Origin of the sequence: Serpentinimonas barnesii (assembly GCF_000696225.1) — a bacterium.
GTDB lineage: Bacteria > Pseudomonadota > Gammaproteobacteria > Burkholderiales > Burkholderiaceae_C > Serpentinimonas > Serpentinimonas barnesii.
The window spans coordinates 1-16,896 of record NZ_BAWN01000021.1; the positions used below are offsets into that span (position 1 = coordinate 1).

Annotated in this window: 15 protein-coding genes; 8 read left to right on the top strand and 7 right to left on the bottom strand. The window is 67.3% G+C overall.

Translation table 11 applies throughout. The annotated features are described in order from the left end of the window. The 3 genes from SRAH_RS06895 to SRAH_RS06905 form a co-directional block, all read right to left on the bottom strand. Window positions 1-1,281 (bottom strand): methyl-accepting chemotaxis protein (locus tag SRAH_RS06895; protein WP_149028946.1); only part of this gene is annotated, 1,281 nt, incomplete at its 3' end. After that, window positions 1,278-1,796, bottom strand: a complete 519-nt coding sequence (locus SRAH_RS06900) for a chemotaxis protein CheW (protein WP_029462618.1) — start codon at window positions 1,794-1,796, stop codon at window positions 1,278-1,280. The genes SRAH_RS06900 and SRAH_RS06895, both read right to left, overlap by 4 nt. Window positions 1,797-1,875: 79 nt before the next feature. Beyond that, window positions 1,876-2,421: an adenine phosphoribosyltransferase gene (locus tag SRAH_RS06905; protein ID WP_029462619.1), complete on the bottom strand. Its 546-nt coding sequence runs from the start codon at window positions 2,419-2,421 to the stop codon at window positions 1,876-1,878. 81 nt (window positions 2,422-2,502) lie between these two features. Here SRAH_RS06905 and SRAH_RS06910 point away from each other — a divergent pair, with 81 nt between their 5' ends. The 3 genes from SRAH_RS06910 to lptC are packed head-to-tail and all read left to right on the top strand — an operon-like array spanning window position 2,503 to window position 4,859. Further along, window positions 2,503-3,540 carry a KpsF/GutQ family sugar-phosphate isomerase gene (locus SRAH_RS06910; RefSeq protein WP_045476570.1) on the top strand — a complete coding sequence of 346 codons (1,038 nt, stop codon included), beginning with the start codon at window positions 2,503-2,505 and terminating at the stop codon, window positions 3,538-3,540. A gap of 12 nt (window positions 3,541-3,552) precedes the next feature. After that, the gene (locus SRAH_RS06915) at window positions 3,553-4,176 is read left to right on the top strand and encodes a KdsC family phosphatase (protein WP_082210107.1); all 624 of its coding nucleotides are present in this window, start codon (window positions 3,553-3,555) and stop codon (window positions 4,174-4,176) included. Continuing rightward, window positions 4,173-4,859, top strand: a complete 687-nt coding sequence (gene lptC / locus SRAH_RS06920) for an LPS export ABC transporter periplasmic protein LptC (protein ID WP_029462622.1) — start codon at window positions 4,173-4,175, stop codon at window positions 4,857-4,859. Before SRAH_RS06915 ends, lptC begins: the two co-directional genes overlap by 4 nt. A gap of 137 nt (window positions 4,860-4,996) precedes the next feature. Here lptC and rbp read toward each other — a convergent pair whose 3' ends face one another. Continuing rightward, on the bottom strand, window positions 4,997-5,437 hold the full coding sequence (rbp, locus tag SRAH_RS06925) for an RNA-binding regulator (protein ID WP_029462623.1): 441 nt from the start codon (window positions 5,435-5,437) through the stop codon (window positions 4,997-4,999). A 359-nt stretch (window positions 5,438-5,796) separates the two neighbouring features. Here rbp and metX point away from each other — a divergent pair, with 359 nt between their 5' ends. Both metX and metW read left to right on the top strand, forming a co-directional pair. Further along, the gene (gene metX, locus SRAH_RS06930; RefSeq protein WP_029462624.1) at window positions 5,797-7,035 is read left to right on the top strand and encodes a homoserine O-succinyltransferase MetX; all 1,239 of its coding nucleotides are present in this window, start codon (window positions 5,797-5,799) and stop codon (window positions 7,033-7,035) included. Continuing rightward, the gene (gene metW / locus SRAH_RS06935) at window positions 7,032-7,616 is read left to right on the top strand and encodes a methionine biosynthesis protein MetW (RefSeq protein ID WP_029462625.1); all 585 of its coding nucleotides are present in this window, start codon (window positions 7,032-7,034) and stop codon (window positions 7,614-7,616) included. Before metX ends, metW begins: the two co-directional genes overlap by 4 nt. A gap of 31 nt (window positions 7,617-7,647) precedes the next feature. Here the strand turns inward: metW and SRAH_RS13135 are convergent, their stop codons facing one another. Next, window positions 7,648-8,289: a TetR family transcriptional regulator gene (locus SRAH_RS13135; RefSeq protein ID WP_029462626.1), complete on the bottom strand. Its 642-nt coding sequence runs from the start codon at window positions 8,287-8,289 to the stop codon at window positions 7,648-7,650. Window positions 8,290-8,413: 124 nt separating this feature from the next. Between SRAH_RS13135 and SRAH_RS06945 the strand changes: the two genes are divergently transcribed. Genes SRAH_RS06945 through SRAH_RS06955 form a run of 3 tightly spaced genes read left to right on the top strand, consistent with a single transcriptional unit; the run spans window position 8,414 to window position 14,275 of the window. After that, window positions 8,414-9,697 carry an efflux RND transporter periplasmic adaptor subunit gene (locus tag SRAH_RS06945; RefSeq protein WP_232841008.1) on the top strand — a complete coding sequence of 428 codons (1,284 nt, stop codon included), beginning with the start codon at window positions 8,414-8,416 and terminating at the stop codon, window positions 9,695-9,697. A gap of 14 nt (window positions 9,698-9,711) precedes the next feature. Beyond that, window positions 9,712-12,861, top strand: coding sequence for an efflux RND transporter permease subunit (locus SRAH_RS06950; protein WP_029462628.1), 3,150 nt, complete (start codon window positions 9,712-9,714; stop codon window positions 12,859-12,861). Further along, window positions 12,854-14,275, top strand: a complete 1,422-nt coding sequence (locus SRAH_RS06955; RefSeq protein ID WP_029462629.1) for an efflux transporter outer membrane subunit — start codon at window positions 12,854-12,856, stop codon at window positions 14,273-14,275. Before SRAH_RS06950 ends, SRAH_RS06955 begins: the two co-directional genes overlap by 8 nt. Window positions 14,276-14,327: 52 nt before the next feature. Here the strand turns inward: SRAH_RS06955 and SRAH_RS06960 are convergent, their stop codons facing one another. Then, on the bottom strand, window positions 14,328-15,434 hold the full coding sequence (locus tag SRAH_RS06960; RefSeq protein WP_029462630.1) for a patatin-like phospholipase family protein: 1,107 nt from the start codon (window positions 15,432-15,434) through the stop codon (window positions 14,328-14,330). Between the two features lie 37 nt (window positions 15,435-15,471). Beyond that, the gene (radA, locus tag SRAH_RS06965) at window positions 15,472-16,878 is read right to left on the bottom strand and encodes a DNA repair protein RadA (RefSeq protein ID WP_029462631.1); all 1,407 of its coding nucleotides are present in this window, start codon (window positions 16,876-16,878) and stop codon (window positions 15,472-15,474) included. Between the last annotated feature and the right edge of the window lie 18 nt (window positions 16,879-16,896).

Here is a 16,896-nt window from a genome sequence, read left to right on the forward strand (position 1 = left end):
CGCGCCCCTGCCATGCCCTCGGGTGGCCGTCGGCTGCAGCGGCGGGTGCATGGGGTGTGCCGCATCGGGCAGCCGAAACACCGCCACCAGCTCGCTCAGCCGCTGCGCCTGCTCGCGCAAGGCCTGCGCCGCCGCCGCGCTTTGCTCCACCAGCGCCGCGTTTTGCTGCGTCATCTGATCGAGCTCAGAAACCGCGCCATTGACGGCCGACAGGCCGCTGGCCTGCTCGCCGCTGGCGCTGCTGATCTCGGATATGAAAGCCGATACTTTTTGCGCGTTGGCCACGATCTCTCGGATATTGGCACCCGCTTGGTGCACCAGTTGCGAGCCCGCCCCGACCTTCTCGACGCTGGCGCCGATGAGCTGCTTGATCTCGCGCGCCGCCGCGGCGCTGCGCCCGGCCAGCGAGCGCACCTCGGTGGCCACCACGGCAAAGCCGCGCCCGGCCTCACCGGCGCGCGCCGCTTCCACCGCCGCGTTGAGGGCCAGAATGTTGGTTTGAAAGGCAATGCCGTCGATCACGCCGATGATGTCGTGAATCTTCTGGCTGCTCTGGTTGATCTCGTCCATGGTGCGCACCACCTGGCCCACCACGGTGCCGCCGCGTTCGGCCACCTTGGCGTTGTCTTGCGCCATGCCCAGCGCAGCGTGCGCGGCCTGGCTGGACTGCTGCACCGCAGCCGTGATCTGGTCCATGCTGGAGGCGGTTTGCTGCAAGTTGCCCGCCGTTTGTTCGGTGCGGTCGCTCAGGTCTTGGTTGCCGCTGGCGATTTCGCCGCTGGCTTGGCGGATGCTCTCGGCGGCTAGGCGCACCTCACCCACGGTGCGCGCCAGCGAGGCCTGCATATCGGCCAGATTGCGCATCAGTTGGGCCAGTTCGTCGTTCCCGCTCAGGTCGGGCTGGGTGCCAAGGTCGCCGCGCGCGATCGCCACCGCCAGCCCTTGCGCCTGCTCCAGCGGCCGCGTGATGCTCACCATATTGAGCAGTGTCGAAGGCAAAACGATCAGCAGCGCCAAGCCCAGCACCGCCAAAAACAGGCCCAAAGCCCAGCCACTGGTGTTGGCAGAGCGCTGCGCCAGCGCCTCCAAGGCTGCGCGTGCAGCCGGCTCCTGTGCGCCTTGCTGCGCCAACTGCAGCAGCTCGGCTTGGACCGCACCCAGACTTTGCATACCCCACCAGCCCACCGCCCCCAGCAGCAGCAACAAAGCAAATACCACTCCAATGGCACCCACCATGCGCAAGCGTATGGAGAAACGGCGCATCAGGGCGGTAGCGCTCATGCGCCGCTCGGGGCATCGATCAGGCCCATGTCGGCGCTGGCCATGAGGGCCTCGATGTCCATCAAAATCAGCATGCGCTCGTTGACGCTGGCAATGCCGGTGATGAAGGAGGTATCCACCGCCGCATTGGCCATGTCGGGCGCCGGACGGATCTGGTCGCGCGCCAGCTCCAGCACGTCCGAGACCGAATCGACCACCGCCCCCACCACCCGGCCCTTGACGTTGAGCACGATCACCACCGTAAAGCCGTTGTATTCCACCTTTTCGCAGCCGAGCTTGATGCGCAAGTCCACCACCGGCACGATCACGCCGCGCAGATTGACCACGCCCTTGAGGTGCGGCGGTGAGTTGGCGATGCGCGTGGGTTCCTCGAAGGAACGGATTTCCTGCACACGCAAGATGTCGATCCCGTACTCCTCGGCACCGAGCCGAAAACTAAGAAATTCGGCGCTGCCGCCAGCGGCACCTGTAGAACCGGACTTGGCTTGGGAGGGTGATTGCTCAAAGGTATTCATGCAAACTCCATAAAATGATGGCAATATAGCAAAAATTCAAGACGATGGCATGTCGTAGCCGGGATTTTTTAAAACACATTCAGCCGTTGTCGAATTCGACCAAGGTGTGCAAGGCCAAGCCGTTGTCGCGCAAGCGCTGCATCCCCCCCAGACTGGGCAGCGCCACGATCGCCGCGCCCTCGAGCACGTGGGCACCGAGCTTTTCCAGCAAGCGCTTGCCCGCCAGCATGGTGCCGCCGGTGGCGATCAGGTCGTCGATCAGCAGCACCCGTTCGCCCGCCTGCACCGCGTCGGCGTGCAGCTCCACGGTGGCGCTGCCGTATTCCAGCTCGTAGCTTTCCTGCACCGTGGTGTAGGGCAGTTTGCCCTTTTTGCGAATCGGCACGAACCCTAGCCCCAGTTCATAAGCCAGCACGGCACCGATGATGAAGCCGCGTGCGTCCAGCCCCGCCACCACGTCGGGGCGCAGACCGCGCACCATATAGCGGTGCACAAAGGCATCGATCAAGACCCGAAACACCTTCGGGTCTTGCAGCAGCGGCGTGATGTCGCGAAATTGCACCCCCGGGGCGGGCCAGTCGGGCACGGTGCGGATGTGGGCCTTGAGGTAAGCGGATGTATCCATTGAAGCATTATGACTGCTACAGTGCCCGCTAGGCCGCCTTCTGCGCCCTGCTGCCGACGGGGTTGGGTTGATAATGCGGTCATGGCTTCGACACCCCCCCTCGCCACCCCCGCTGCCCAACCCGATCCCGCACCCGCCAACGCCCCGGCCACCGCCCAGCGCCTGCTGCAACTGGCGCGCGAGACGCTGCTCATCGAGGCGCAGGCGCTGCACGACATGGCGGCCCGGCTCAATGGCCGCTTTGCCGAGGCGGTGCTGCGCATGCTGGCCTGCCGCGGCCGCGTGGTGGTGAGCGGCATGGGCAAAAGCGGGCACGTGGGGCGCAAGATCGCCGCCACCCTGGCCTCCACCGGCACCCCGGCGCTGTTCATGCACCCGGGCGAGGCCAGCCACGGCGACTTGGGCATGATCACCAGCGCCGACGTGCTGCTGGCCATCAGCAACAGCGGCGAGAGCGAGGAGCTGAGCGCCATTTTGCCGCTGATCAAGCGCATGGGCGTGCCGCTGCTGGCCATGACCGGCCGCCCAGACTCCAACTTGGGCCGCCACGCCGACGTGCTGCTCGACACCAGCGTGGCCAAAGAAGCCTGCCCGCACAACCTGGCTCCCACCGCCAGCACCACGGCGCAACTGGCCATGGGCGACGCGCTGGCGGTGGCGCTGCTGGACGCGCGCGGCTTCAAGGCCGAAGACTTTGCCCGCTCGCACCCCGGTGGCGCGCTGGGGCGCAAGCTGCTCACCCTGGTGGCCGATGTGATGCGCCCGGCCGAGCAAGCCCCGCGCGTGGGCCTGCAAGCCAGCCTGCCCGAGCTCATGCGCGAAATCAGCGCCAAAGGGCTGGGTGCCACCGCCGTGGTCGACGCCGACGGGGTGCCGGTCGGCATCTTCACTGACGGCGACTTGCGCCGCCTGATCGAGCGCGGCGCCGACCTGCAAAGCCTCACCGCCGCGCTGGTGATGCACCCGACCCCGCACACCGTGCGCCCGCAGGCGCTGGCGGTCGAAGCGGCCGAGCGCATGGAGACGCACCGCATCACCAGCGTGCTGGTGGTCGATGAAGCGGGGCGCCTGTGCGGCGCCCTCAACAGCCACGACCTGATGCGCGCCAAGGTCATTTGATCCCCGCTCCTCATGCCCAACCCACCCCACACCTCGCTGCCGCAGCCGTCAACGCCCCCGGGCGCGCCCGCCCTGCCCGCCCTGCCCGCCCTGCTCCCAACGCTCGGTTTCGACCCGGCCCTGTTGCTGCGCGCCCAAGGCATACGGGTGGTGTTTTTCGACATCGACGGCGTGCTCACCGACGCCGGCCTGTACTTTAGCGAAGCGGGCGAGACCCTCAAGCGCTTTCACAGCCTCGACGGCCACGGCATCAAACTGCTGCAACGCGCCGGCATCGTGGTGGCGGTGGTGAGCGGGCGCGACTCGGCGCCCTTGCGCACGCGCTTGCAGGCGCTGGGTGTGACGCATTTGCGGCTCGGCCACGAAAACAAGCGGCCTGCCGCCGAAGCCCTCTTGGCTGAACTGGGCCTGGGCTGGCACGAAGCCGCCGCCATGGGCGACGACTGGCCCGACTTGCCCTTGCTGCGCCGCTGCGCCTTGGCCGTCGCGCCGCCCAACGCCCACCCCGAGGTGTTGCGGCTGGCGCACCACGTCACCACCCGACCGGGTGGACAAGGCGCGGCGCGCGAACTGTGCGACCTGCTGCTGGTGGCCAGCGGCCAGTACGCCCGCCTGTTGCAGGAGGCCGGTGCTTGACTGCCCGCGCCAACTTGGGGCCACTGCCCGCAACCGCGCCGGCTGCGGCGCTGCGGCGGCATTCGGCGCGCGCGCTCAAGCGCGCCTGGGATCAGGCCTCGCTGTACCTGCCGGTGATATTGATGGGTTTGTTGGCGCTTGGGAGTTACTGGATCATTGGTCGCAGCCCCGCGCCAGCCGAACCGGCTGCAGCACGCGCCCCAGTGCAAGGCCCCGGCGCCACCATGCAGGATTTTTTGCTGCGTGACTTTGACGCTGACGGGCAGTTGCTGCTCAAAATCGAAGGGCGTCAACTGCACCATTACCCGGGCCAGGCGCAACTGGTGGTCGAGCAGGTGCGCATGCAGCAGCGCGACGTCCAGGGCCAGCTCAATTTCTTGCAAGCCGACCGCCTCGAGAGCAGCACCGATCGGACCGTGCACCGGCTCAGTGGCAACGTGGTGCTGCAACGGCCAGCCCGTGCGGCCACAACCACTCAGGCTGCCGCGCCGGCAGAGGAATTTCGCAGCCAGGCGCTGACCCTCTACACCCAAGCCCACCGGATTGAATCGGACCAGCCGGTAGAAATTTTGCGCGGCCCCCACCACCTGCGCGCCCAGCGCATGCGCTACGACCAGCAGACCGGGCGGCTCGAGTTGCAGGGTCAGGTGCGCGCCACGCTGGCGCCTGCCTCGGCGAGCTAAACCGCTAGTCTCGCCAAACACCCCGCCCACAACTCTTTTGGACCCATAAAAAACTCAACCCCGCAGGCCAATGGCATGCGGGGTTGAGTGCTGGCTTTGCTTGAGCGGGTTATGGGCTCAAGCCGTCAGGGGTGCGATCAGTAGCCGCGGCCACCGCCGCCGCCGCCTTCACGACGGCCACCACCACCGCCGCCGCCACCACCGTAGGGGCTGCGGAACTGGCCTTCGCCGCCGCCTTCACGACGGCCACCGCCGCCGCCGCCACCACCGTAGCCGCCACCACCACCGCCGCCACCAAAGCCGCCGCCACCGCTACGGGGCGGGCGCGACTCCATCGGACGCGCTTCGTTGACCACCAAGCTGCGGCCACCGAGCGACTGGCCATTCATGCCCTCGATCGCCGATTGGGCGTCCGAGTCGCTGCCCATTTCTACGAAACCAAAGCCTTTGGAACGACCGGTGTCGCGCTCCATCATGACTTTAGCGCTGCTCACTTGGCCGAATTCGCCAAAAGCCTTCTGCAGATCTTCGTCGCGCACCGTGTAGGGAAGATTGCCGACGTACAGTTTGTTGCCCATTGAACCGGGACTCCTGAAAACACGAAAAAACAATAGCGATGGACACCCCGTTGGCACGAAGAAAGCACTTGGCTGGCTGCAGTGGCACGCGAAACTGACCGATCACCTGAAATGCGTGGCAACACCCGTGAGTGAGCCGCGCCTAGCTATTATGCGCTGCCGGGCTGGAATGGCAAGTGTTTTCTGGCCTCGACAGCCCGAAAATCGGGAAAGCCCTGGTACAAAGGGCGTTGCGCACCCACTATTGCTCGCTTTCGTTGCTGGCTCGCAACAGCGCCCGCCCATCCCCTATACTTTGGCGATGCCGCTCCCCTGCCCATCAACCTGCGGCCTGCGCCACACAGCCCCGTGATAGCCCCGTGATCGCCACCCCACAAACGCTGCATTTTGATGCCCCCCTGCCCTTGAGCAGCGGCGCGCAACTGCCCGCCTTCGAACTGGTCTATGAAACCTACGGCCAGCTCAACGCCGCGCGCTCCAACGCGGTGCTGGTCTGCCACGCCCTCAACGCCAGCCACCACGTGGCCGGCCGCCACGCCGACGCCGCCGGGCAGCCCATCCCCAAAAGCGAAGGCTGGTGGGACAACCTGATCGGCCCCGGCAAGCCGATCGACACCGAGCGCTGGTTTGTGGTCGGCGTCAACAACCTCGGCTCCTGCTTTGGCAGCACCGGCCCCACGCACCCCAACCCCGCCACCGGCCAGCCCTGGGGCGCCGACTTCCCGGTCGTCACCGTGGAGGATTGGGTCAACGCCCAAGCACGCCTGCTCGACGCACTGGGCATCGAGCAACTGGCGGCGGTGGTGGGCGGCAGCCTGGGCGGCATGCAGGCGCTCTCCTGGACGCTGCAATACCCGCAGCGCGTGCGCCACGCCGTGGTCATCGCCAGCGCGCCCAACCTGACGGCCGAAAACATCGCCTTCAACGAGGTGGCGCGGCGCGCCATCGTCACCGACCCCGACTTTCACGGCGGCCACTACCTGCGCCACGGCACCAAGCCGCGCCGGGGCTTGCGCATCGCGCGCATGATCGGCCACATCACCTACCTGAGCGACGACGTGATGAACGAGAAGTTCGGCCGCCGCCTGCAGGCCCTGTCCGAGCTCTCCGACGCCGCTGCGGCGGCAACGCAAGACGGCGCGCTCGATGCGCTCGAGCGCCTGGCCTACCGCTACAGCACGCAAGAGGTCGAGTTCCAGATCGAGAGCTACCTGCGCCACCAAGGCAACAAGTTCAGCGACTACTTCGACGCCAACACCTACCTGCTCATCACCCGGGCGCTGGACTATTTCGACCCGGCGCGCGACTACGACGGGCACTTGAGCGCGGCACTGGCGCGCACCGAGGCGCGTTTTTTGCTCATCAGCTTCAGCACCGACTGGCGCTTTGCCCCGGCGCGCTCGCGCGAGATCGTCAAGGCGCTGCTGGACAACAAGCGCGACGTGAGCTATGCCGAAATCGACGCCCCGCACGGCCACGACGCCTTTTTGCTCGACGACGCGCGCTACCACGCCGCCGTGCGCAGCTATTTCGAGCAGCAGATCGCGCCCGCTGTGGGCCTAGGCAGCGCGCCAGAAACCGAGCGGGGGGCACCATGAGCGACCGCCTGACCTTGGAATCCATCGCCCGCTTGGTGCCGGTCGGGGCGCGCGTGCTCGATCTGGGCTGTGGCGACGGCAGCCTGTTGGCGCACCTGCGCCAGCACCGGGCTTGCAGCGGTTACGGGGTCGAGATCGACGACACCAAGCTGCAAGCCTGCCTGCGCCGCGGCATCAACGTGTTGCAACTCAACCTCGAAGACGGGCTGGCGATGTTCGAAGACAACAGCTTCGACCTGGTGCTGCAGATCGACACCCTGCAACACCTGCGCAACACCGAGGTGATGCTGCGCGAGACCGCCCGCGTCGGGCGCCAAGCCATCGTGGCCTTCCCCAACTTTGCCCACTGGCCGAACCGCCTGCGCGTGCTGCAAGGCCGCATGCCGGTGACCAAGCGCCTGCCCTACCAGTGGTACGACACGCCCAACATCCGCGTCGGCACCTACACCGACTTTGAGGTGCTGGCGCAGCGCCTCGGGCTGCAGGTGAGCGACAGCTTTGGCCTGCACGAGGGGCGCGAGCTGCGCTGGGCCCCGAATTGGCGCGCCAGCACGGCGGTGTTCAAGCTGGTCAAGGGCTGAGCTCTCGCGGGGATTTCTGGCGCAAGGCGCTTCATTGGGCTTCGATCAGGTCGTCGAGCCCGAGACCACGGAAAAATACGCGCAAGGTCTGCGGCCCCAGCTGCAACAGATCGAATCGGCTGCGGTCGATCAGCCAGTTGGAAATGAGCCCGTCGAACAGCACGAACAGGGCTTCAGCCACCTGACCGGCTGGCATCGGCAAGCTGCGCCCGGTGGCGGCGCAAACCGCCTGCAGCACCTGCTGCGTCTGCGCAGCGGCCTGTTGCAGGCACACGCGGCGGCGCTCGAACACCGCATCGAGCTCCGAGACGAATTCGATCTTGTGGCTGGCGATGGCAAACACGCGCTGCGTGCGCGCATCGTGCACCACGGCGCCCAACGCCCCCACCAAGGCCGCAAACAGGCTGCGCAGCCGCACGCGCGGCTCCATGCCTTGTTCGTCCAACGCAGCAAAAGCCTGCTCCAGCGGCAGCGTGGCGCGCTCCATCATGGCGTTGAAGAGGTCGGCCTTGTCTTGGAAATGCCAGTAAATCGCGCCCCGGGTGGCCCCGGCTGCGGCGGCGATGTCGTGCAGCGAGGTGCGCGAGACGCCGCGCTCAAGAAACAGCAACTCGGCCGCATCGAGCAGGCGCTGGCGGGTGAGTTCGGCTTCGGCTTTGGTTTGGCGGGGCATGGTGGGTGACGGGAATTTTGCAGAGCTTTTCTAAACTTTTGAATCCCCCACAGCGAAAAAGTTTAACATACATCCACGGATGCATGTATCATCGCGTTTCTGATTTTTCGGCTGCGCTTTGTCTGTGCCCTCAAGCCCAGATGCCCAAGCCGCCGCCTGCCGCTTTGCCCACCACGACCAAACCCTGCACGCCATGCCTGCCACCGCCCCACTCGACTCGGCCCCACAGGGCCGCCCTACCCCCCGCTGGGGCCTATTGAGCACTGGCCTGCTGGCGCTGGTTTTGGCGGCCTGCAGCGGCTCCGGCGCTGCGCCTCAGGCCGGGGCCGCCGGGGCGGCAGCGCCTGCGCCCGAGGTCGGGGTGCTGCAAGTGCAACCCACTGCAACCGCGCTGGAACTGGAGCTGCCCGGGCGCCTAGAAGCGGCGCGGGTGGCCCAGGTGCGGGCCCGCAGCAGCGGCATCGTGCAACAGCGCCTGTTTACCGAAGGCAGCCAGGTGCGTGCCGGTCAGGTGCTGTTTCGCATCGAGTCGGCCAGCGCCGACGCCGCCTTGGCCAGCGCCCGGGCGCAGCAAAGCCGCGCCGAGGCCCAGCTCAGCCAGGCGCGTTCGGTGCTGGCGCGCTACCGGCCGCTGGCGGCGGAGCAGGCCATCAGCCAACAAGAGCTGGTCCAAGCCGAAGTCGCGCTCCAGTTGGCACAGGCCGAATTGGAGCTGGCCCAGGCCGCGGTGCAAACGGCGCGCATCCAGCGCAGCCACTCCGACGTGACCGCGCCCATCGCCGGCCGCGTGGGCCGCGCCTTGGTGAGCGAGGGGGCGCTGGTCGGCCAAGCCGACGCCACCCCGATGGCGCTGATCCAGCAGACCGACACGCTCTACCTCAACTTCACCCGCAGCGCCAACGAGGTGCTGCAGATGCAGCAGGCGCTGCGCGCCGGGCAGTTGCAGCGCGCCGCAGGCGGCGCGGCGGTGGCGGTGGCGCTGCTGCTGCCCGACAGCAGCCTGTACCCACACCCGGGGCGTTTGCTTTTTACCGACCTCAATGTGGACCCGGGCACCGGTCAGGTGACGCTGCGCGCATCCATCCCCAACCCGGATGGCCTGCTGCTGCCGGGCCTGTACGTGCGGGTGCGGCTGGCGCAGGCACAGGCCAGCGCTGCCGTGCGCCTGCCAACCCAAGCCATCCAGCGCGGCCCGCGCGGCGACCACGTGCTGCTGGTCGATGCCGCCGGACTGGTGAGCGAGCGCCCGGTCACACTGGGGCCACCCCAAGGCGGGCAGGTGCTGGTGCTGGCGGGCCTGAACGCCGGCGAGCAGGTGGTGGTGGACGGTTTCCAGCGCATCGGCGTGGGCGCCACGGTGCGCCCGGTTCCTTGGCAAGCCCGCGCCGATGCGGCCCCCAACCGCTGATCGGGTAACAAGCCATGAGCCGATTTTTTATTGACCGCCCCATTTTTGCCTGGGTCATCGCGCTGTTCGTGATGATCGCCGGTGCGCTCTCCCTGACCCAACTGCCGGTGACGCAGTACCCCGCCGTGGCTCCGCCCGCGATCCAGATCGCTGTCGCCTACCCCGGCGCTTCGGCGCAGACGCTCGACGACAGCGTGCTGTCGATCATCGAGCGCGAGATGAACGGCGCGCCCGGGTTGATGTACATGGAGTCGGTGGCGCAGGCCGACGGCAGCGGCACCCTGACACTGAGCTTTGAGCAAGGCACCAACGCGCAACTGGCGCAAGTGGATGTGCAAAACCGACTCAACCGCGCCACCCCGAGGCTGCCCGCCGCCGTGGCGCAGCAGGGGGTGCGTGTGGAGCAGGCCAACAACAACTTTTTGTTGTTCGTCATGCTCTCGTCCACCGACGGCGGCACCGATCCGGTGGCGCTGGGCGACTACGCCGCACGCAGCGTGGTGCCGGTGTTGCAGCGCGTGCCCGGCGTGGGGCAGGCGCAATTGTTTGGCACCGAGCAGGCGATGCGCATCTGGCTCGACCCAGCCCGTCTGCAAGGCCTGGGCCTGAGCAGCGCCGAGGTGCTCAACGCCATCCGCAACCAAAACATCCAGGTGCCGGCGGGCGAGATCGGGGCCTTGCCCAATGTGGCCGGCCAAGGCATCGTGGCCACCGTGGTCGTCGATGGGCAGTTGCGCAACGTGGCCGATTTTGAGCGCCTGCTGCTGCGCGCCAACCCAGACGGCTCCACCGTGCGGCTGGGCGATGTGGCCCGGGTCGAGCTCGGCGGACAGCTCTACGCCACCAGTGCGCGCCTCAATGGCCAACCGGCGGTGGGCATCGGCATCCAGCTCGCCGCTGGCGGCAACGCGCTGGCCGCAGCGCAGGCGGTGCGCGAGCAGCTGCAGCAGCTCGAACCCCAATTCCCAGCCGGGGTGCAGTGGGCCATCCCCTACGACAGCTCGCGCTTCGTCGAGATCTCGATCCAGCAAGTGGCCCTGACGCTGGCCGAGGCGGTGCTGCTGGTGTTTTTGGTGATGTTTCTGTTTCTGCAGAACTGGCGCTACACCTTGATTCCCACCATCGTGGTGCCCATCGCCCTACTCGGCACGCTGGCCAGCTTGCTGGCGCTGGGTTTTTCAATCAACGTGCTGACGCTCTTTGGCATGGTGCTGGTGATCGGCATCGTGGTCGATGACGCGATCGTGGTGGTGGAAAACGTCGAGCGCATCATGCGCGAGGAAGGTTTGGCGGCGCGCGAGGCCACCTACAAGGCGATGCGCCAGATCTCCGGGGCGATCGTGGGCATCACGGTGGTGCTGGTGTCGGTGTTCGTTCCGCTGGCGTTTTTTGATGGCGCAGTTGGCAACATCTTTCGCCAGTTCGCCGCCGTCATGGGCCTGTCGATCGCTTTTTCCGGCTTCTTTGCCCTCACGCTCACGCCGGCGTTGTGCGCCACTTTGCTCAAACACGCTCCGGCTGGCCATGCCCAGCAAAAGGGGTTTTTTGGCTGGTTCAACCGCGGTTTTGACCGCACCACGCAACGCTATCAGGGGCTGGTGGGCATTTTGCTGGGGCGGCCCGGGCGCACCTTGGTGGTATATCTGGCGGTGATTGCGGCCGCCTTGGTGGTCTATCAGCGCCTGCCCACCTCGTTTTTGCCCAATGAAGACCAAGGCACCCTGCTCATCAACGTGCAGCTGCCGCCGGGCGCCACCCAAGAGCGCACACTGGCTGTGATGGAGCAAGTCGAGCAGTTCATGCTGCAGCAGCCCGAGGTGCACAGCATGGTCGGGGTGCTGGGTTTTAGTTTTTCTGGACAGGGGCAAAACGCCGCGCTGGCCTTCGTGACCCTGACCGATTGGAGCGAGCGCAGCGCGCCCGAAAACAGTGCGCAGGCGCTGGCCGGCCGCGCTTTCGTGGCCTTGTCGGGGGTGCGCGATGCCATCATCTTCCCCTTGAGCCCGCCGCCGATCCCGGAGCTGGGCAGCGCCTCGGGCTTCAATTTCAGGCTGCAAGACCGGGCCGGCCAAGGGCACGACGCGCTTTTCGCGGCGCGCAACCAGCTGCTGGGGCTGGCCGCGCAAAGCCCGCTGCTGGCGCAGGTGCGCCCCGACGGGCTGGAGCCGGCGCCGCAGTTGCAGCTCGACATCGACCGCGAACGGGCGGCAGCGCTGGGCGTGGGCTTCGAGCAGATCGCGCAAACGCTGGCGGTGGCCTTGGGCTCGGCCTACGTGAACGACTTTCCCAATGCCGGGCGGCTGCAGCGGGTGCTGGTGCAGGCCGATGCACCGGCGCGCATGCAGCCCGACGACCTGTTGCGCCTGACGGTGCCAAACCAGCGGGGCCAGGCAGTGCCCATGTCGGCCTTTGCGCGCACGCAGTGGGTGGTCGGGCCGATGCAGTCGGTGCGCTACAACGGCTTTCCTGCCATGCGCATCAACGGCGAGGCGGCACCAGGCTTTAGCAGTGGCGAGGCGATGGCCGAAATGGAGCGCCTGGTGGGGCAGTTGCCGCCCGGTTTTGGCTTTGAGTGGACTGGGCAGTCGCTCGAAGAACAGCGCGCCGGTGCCCAAGCCTATCTCGTCTATGCGCTGGCGATTTTGGCCGTGTTCCTGGTCCTAGCGGCCTTGTACGAGAGCTGGTCGATCCCGCTGGCGGTGATTCTGGTGGTGCCGCTGGGCGTGCTCGGGGTGTTGCTGGCGGTGCTGCTGCGCGGGCTCGACGCCGATGTGTATTTCCAAATCGGGCTCATCACCATCATTGGCTTATCGGCCAAGAACGCCATTTTGATCGTGGAATTTGCCAAGGATTTGCAGGCCCAGGGCCGCAGCGTGCGCGACGCGGCGCTGGAGGCGGCGCGGCTGCGGCTGCGCCCCATCATCATGACGTCGCTGGCCTTTACCGCCGGGGTGGTGCCGCTGGCGATCGCCACCGGAGCCGGGGCGCAAAGCCAGCAGGCGATAGGCACCGGCGTGATCGGCGGCATGATCACTGGCACCGTGCTGGCGATCGCCTTCGTGCCGGTTTTCTTCTTGGTGGTGCGCACCGTCTTCAAGGGCAATCTGCGCCAGCATTTTGTGCATCAAGACGATGCCCAACAGATTGGAGTGCGCCATGACTAATCGCCTGTCTGCCACGCTGCGCCCGCGCCTGTGGGGCGCGACTGCGCTGGCCCTGCTGCTGGGTGGCTGCTCCCAGTTCGAGCCCTACCAGCGCGCCGACCTAGCCCTGCCCAGCCAATGGGCCACTGCGCCCAGCGAGGGACCACGCACCACCAGTGGGGTGCCTGCCGCCGCGCCGCTGCCGTGGCAGGATTTTGTCCAGCATGAACCTTTGCAAGCGCTGATCGAACAGGCGCTGCGGCACAACCTCGATGCCCGCCTGGCCCAGCGCCAAATGGCGCAACTGCAAGCGCAGTGGCAACAGCGCCAAGCCGCCCAAGCGCCCGCGCTGCAGGCAGCGGCCCAATCGCAGCTCCAAGGCAACGCAGACGGTGCGGCGCAAGCCAACCGCTACCAAGCCGGCTTGCAGGTGGCGAACTGGGAACTGGATTTCTTCGGGCGGCTGCAGAGCCTTTCCGAGGCGGCGCGGGCCCAGTATCTGGCATCGGCCGAGGCCGAGCGTTTTGTGCGCGTGAGCCTGGTGGCCGGGGTGGTGGCGGCATGGCTGGAGGTGCAAAGCGCGCACGCCCTGCTCGAGGTGTCGCAGCGCAGCGTGGCCAACCACGAAGCCAGTTTGCGGCTGGTGCAACTGCGGCTGCAACACGGCACCGCCTCGGCGCTGCAACGCCAGCACAGCGAGGCGCTGCTGCAAGCGGCCCGGGTGGCGCAGGCGCGCCAGCAGCGCCAGTTGCAGTTGGCCCTGCACCAGTTGCAGCAACTCGCGGGGCCGCTGCACGACCCGGCCGCCAGCACGCCCGCGCCGCTGCCCAGCGGCACCGACGCGCTGTCGCTGTTGCAACCCGTGGCCGTTGGCCTGCCCTCAGAGGTGCTGCTGCTGCGCCCCGACGTGCAAGCAGCCGAAAACCGGCTGGCCGCTGCGCAAGCGCAGATCGGCGTTGCGCGGGCGGCCTTCTTTCCGCGCATCTCGCTCACGGCTCAACTGGGCAGCGCCAGCACCGAACTGGCCGGCCTGTTTGCCGGGGGCAGTTGGGGCTGGACACTGGCCCCGCAAGCCCTGCTGCCGCTGTTCGACCAAGGGGCCAACCGGGCGGGTCTGGTGGCGGCAGAGGCCGAGCGCGACATCGCCCGCTTGCAGTACGAACAAGCCATCCAGACCGCCTTTAGGGAGGTGCGTGACGCGCTCGCCAGCCAAGCCTTTTTGCAAGCCGAATACACCGCACAACAGGCGCTGTGGCAGGCCGAAAGCCAGCGCGCCCAGCTCAGCGCCCGGCTGCTGGCATTGGGCAGCACCAGCCAACTGGAACTGCTCGACGCCCAGCGCAGCGCCTTTGCCGCCGAACAGCAATGGGTGCAACTGCGCTTTGCCCTGCTGCACAACCGGCTCGCCCTGTACCGCGCCACCGGCGGGCACTAAAGACCTGCTGCGCCAGAGGGGCGCAGCCACAAGCAAGGCCCGAGGCAGGCTCTTACAAGCTCTCGCTCCCCATCTGGCAGGCGCGGCGCAAATCGAGCGTGGCACGCTGGCCCAAGTCGGCTCGGTGCGCTTGCAGCCAAGCCTCGGCGCTGGCGTGGCCGCGGGTGTATAAATCTTGCAAAAAAAGCGGGTCGGTGCGCAGCTTGGAAGCGGCACCCAGCGCCTGCAGCGCGGCGCCGCCGTCGATGCGGTGTGTGCGCAAGGCTTGGATGCGGGCAAACAAGGGGTCGCGCCCGGGGTGTTGGGCCGCCGGCCCGTCTTGTTCGAGCAGGTTTTTCAGCAGCTGCAGTGTGCGCAGCTCTTTGAGCACGCTGGCGTTGAAAGTGATTTCGCTGATTCGATCCATGATGTCGGCCACCTGCTGCGGCGCCTCGGGGCGCAGCATCGGGTTGATCTGCACCAGCAGCAAGTCGTCGGCCGGGCTTTCGCGGATGAGCGGCATGAGCGAGGGGTTGCCGGCGTAGCCGCCGTCCCAGTAGGGCTCGCCGTCGATCTCGACCGCCTGAAACAGCGTGGGCAGACAGGCCGAGGCCAGCGCCACCTCGGCGCTGAGCTCGTGCTGGCGAAACACGCGCAAGTCACCGGTGCGCACGTTCGTGGCCGCGATGAACAACTGCGTTTTGTTGCAAGCGCGCACGCGCTCGAAATCGACCGTGCGCTCCAAGATGGTGCGCAGCGGATTCAGATTGAGCGGGTTGAACTGATAGGGCGAAAACGGCTGCCCGACGGCCTTGCTCCACCAGCGCATCGATTCTTGGCTGGCCTGCTGCCACGCCTGCACACCCGGCAGGTGCGCCGCCAAGGCACTGAACCCACCCAAAGCCGGCTGCAGCATGGCAAAGGGCGATTGCGCCCCGACCTGGGTCCAGAATTCGCGCAAGGTTTTGCGCGCGCCCTCGCGGCCGCCATCCATGAGGCCGGCGGCCAGCGCCACCGCGTTCATGGCCCCGGCGCTGGTGCCGCTGATGCCAGCGATTTCGAGGGACTCCTCTTGCAGCAGCCGGTCCAGCACGCCCCACGTGAAGGCCCCGTGCGAGCCACCGCCTTGCAGGGCGAGGTCGATGGGCAGGGGTTTGGTGCGGCTCATAGGGGTGTTCATGGACGCATTATGCTGCACAGCAGCAAGCACGCACCATTCAAAAACCACGCGCCAGCTCGAGCGCGTCTTCGATGCGCTCGACCGGGTGCAGCGCCATGCCGGCGAGCGCCTTGTGCAGCGCCGCATCCGACTTTTTGGGCATGTTCGCCTGCGGCAGCAGCGCGGCCTTAAAGCCCAGCTTGGCGGCTTCGCGCAGCCGCTCTTGGCCGCGTGGAGCCGGGCGCACTTCGCCCGCCAGCCCCACTTCGCCAAAAGCCAGAAAGCCTTGAGGCAGGGCGCGGTTGCGCAGCGACGACGCAATCGCCAGCAGCACCGCCAGATCGGCCGCCGGCTCGCTGATGCGAACCCCGCCCACGGCGTTGACGAATACGTCTTGGTCCATGCACGAGACCCCGGCGTGACGGTGCAGCACCGCCAGCAGCATGGCCAGGCGCTCGCGCTCCAGTCCCACGCTCAGGCGCCGCGGGCTGGGGCCGCCGCTATCGACCAGCGCCTGAATTTCGACCAGCAGCGGGCGCGTGCCCTCCAGCGTCACCAGCACGCAACTGCCGGGCACCGGCTGGCTGTGCTGGCTCAAAAAGATTGCGCTCGGGTTGCTCACGCCTTTGAGGCCGCGCTCGGTCATGGCAAACACGCCGATCTCGTTCACCGCGCCAAAGCGGTTCTTCACGGCCCGGATCAGGCGGTAGGGGCTGTGCGTGTCGCCCTCAAAGTACAGCACGGTGTCCACCATGTGTTCCAGCACGCGCGGCCCGGCCAGCGCGCCTTCCTTGGTCACGTGGCCGACCAGCACGATGGCGCTGCCGCTGGCCTTGGCGGCGCGCGTCAGGTGCGCGGCGCATTCGCGCACCTGCGACACCGAACCCGGCGCCGAGCTGAGCTGGTTGGAGTACAGGGTCTGGATCGAGTCGATCACCGCCACCGCCGGGCGCGTGCGCTCGAGCGTGGCCAAAATCTGCTCCAACTGGATTTCCACCAACACCGGCACCTGGCTGCCCGCCAGCCCGAGGCGGCGCGCGCGCAGCGCCACCTGGGCCGCGCTTTCTTCGCCGCTCACGTACAGCGTGGGCTGGCCCTGGCGCTGCAAGGCGTCCAGCGCCTGCAGCAGCAGCGTCGATTTGCCAATGCCGGGGTCGCCGCCGATCAGCACCACCGCGCCCGCCACCACACCGCCGCCGAGCACGCGGTCCAGCTCCTCGTGGCCGGTGGGGGTGCGCTCCACTTCGCTGGCGTGAATCTCGGCAATCGGGGTCGATTCGCTGGCCGCGGCCAGCCCCAGCAGCCCAGCGGGTGCGGCCGCTAGGCTGAGCCGGTTTTTGCTCGCCGGTGTGGCTTCGAGCACGGTCTCGATCAGGCTGTTCCAAGCCCCGCAGTGCGGGCATTTGCCGAGCCAGCGCGGTGCCGTGCCGCCGCATTGCTGGCAGGTGTAAAGGGTTTTGCTCATGGCTTGCAATGTAGCAGC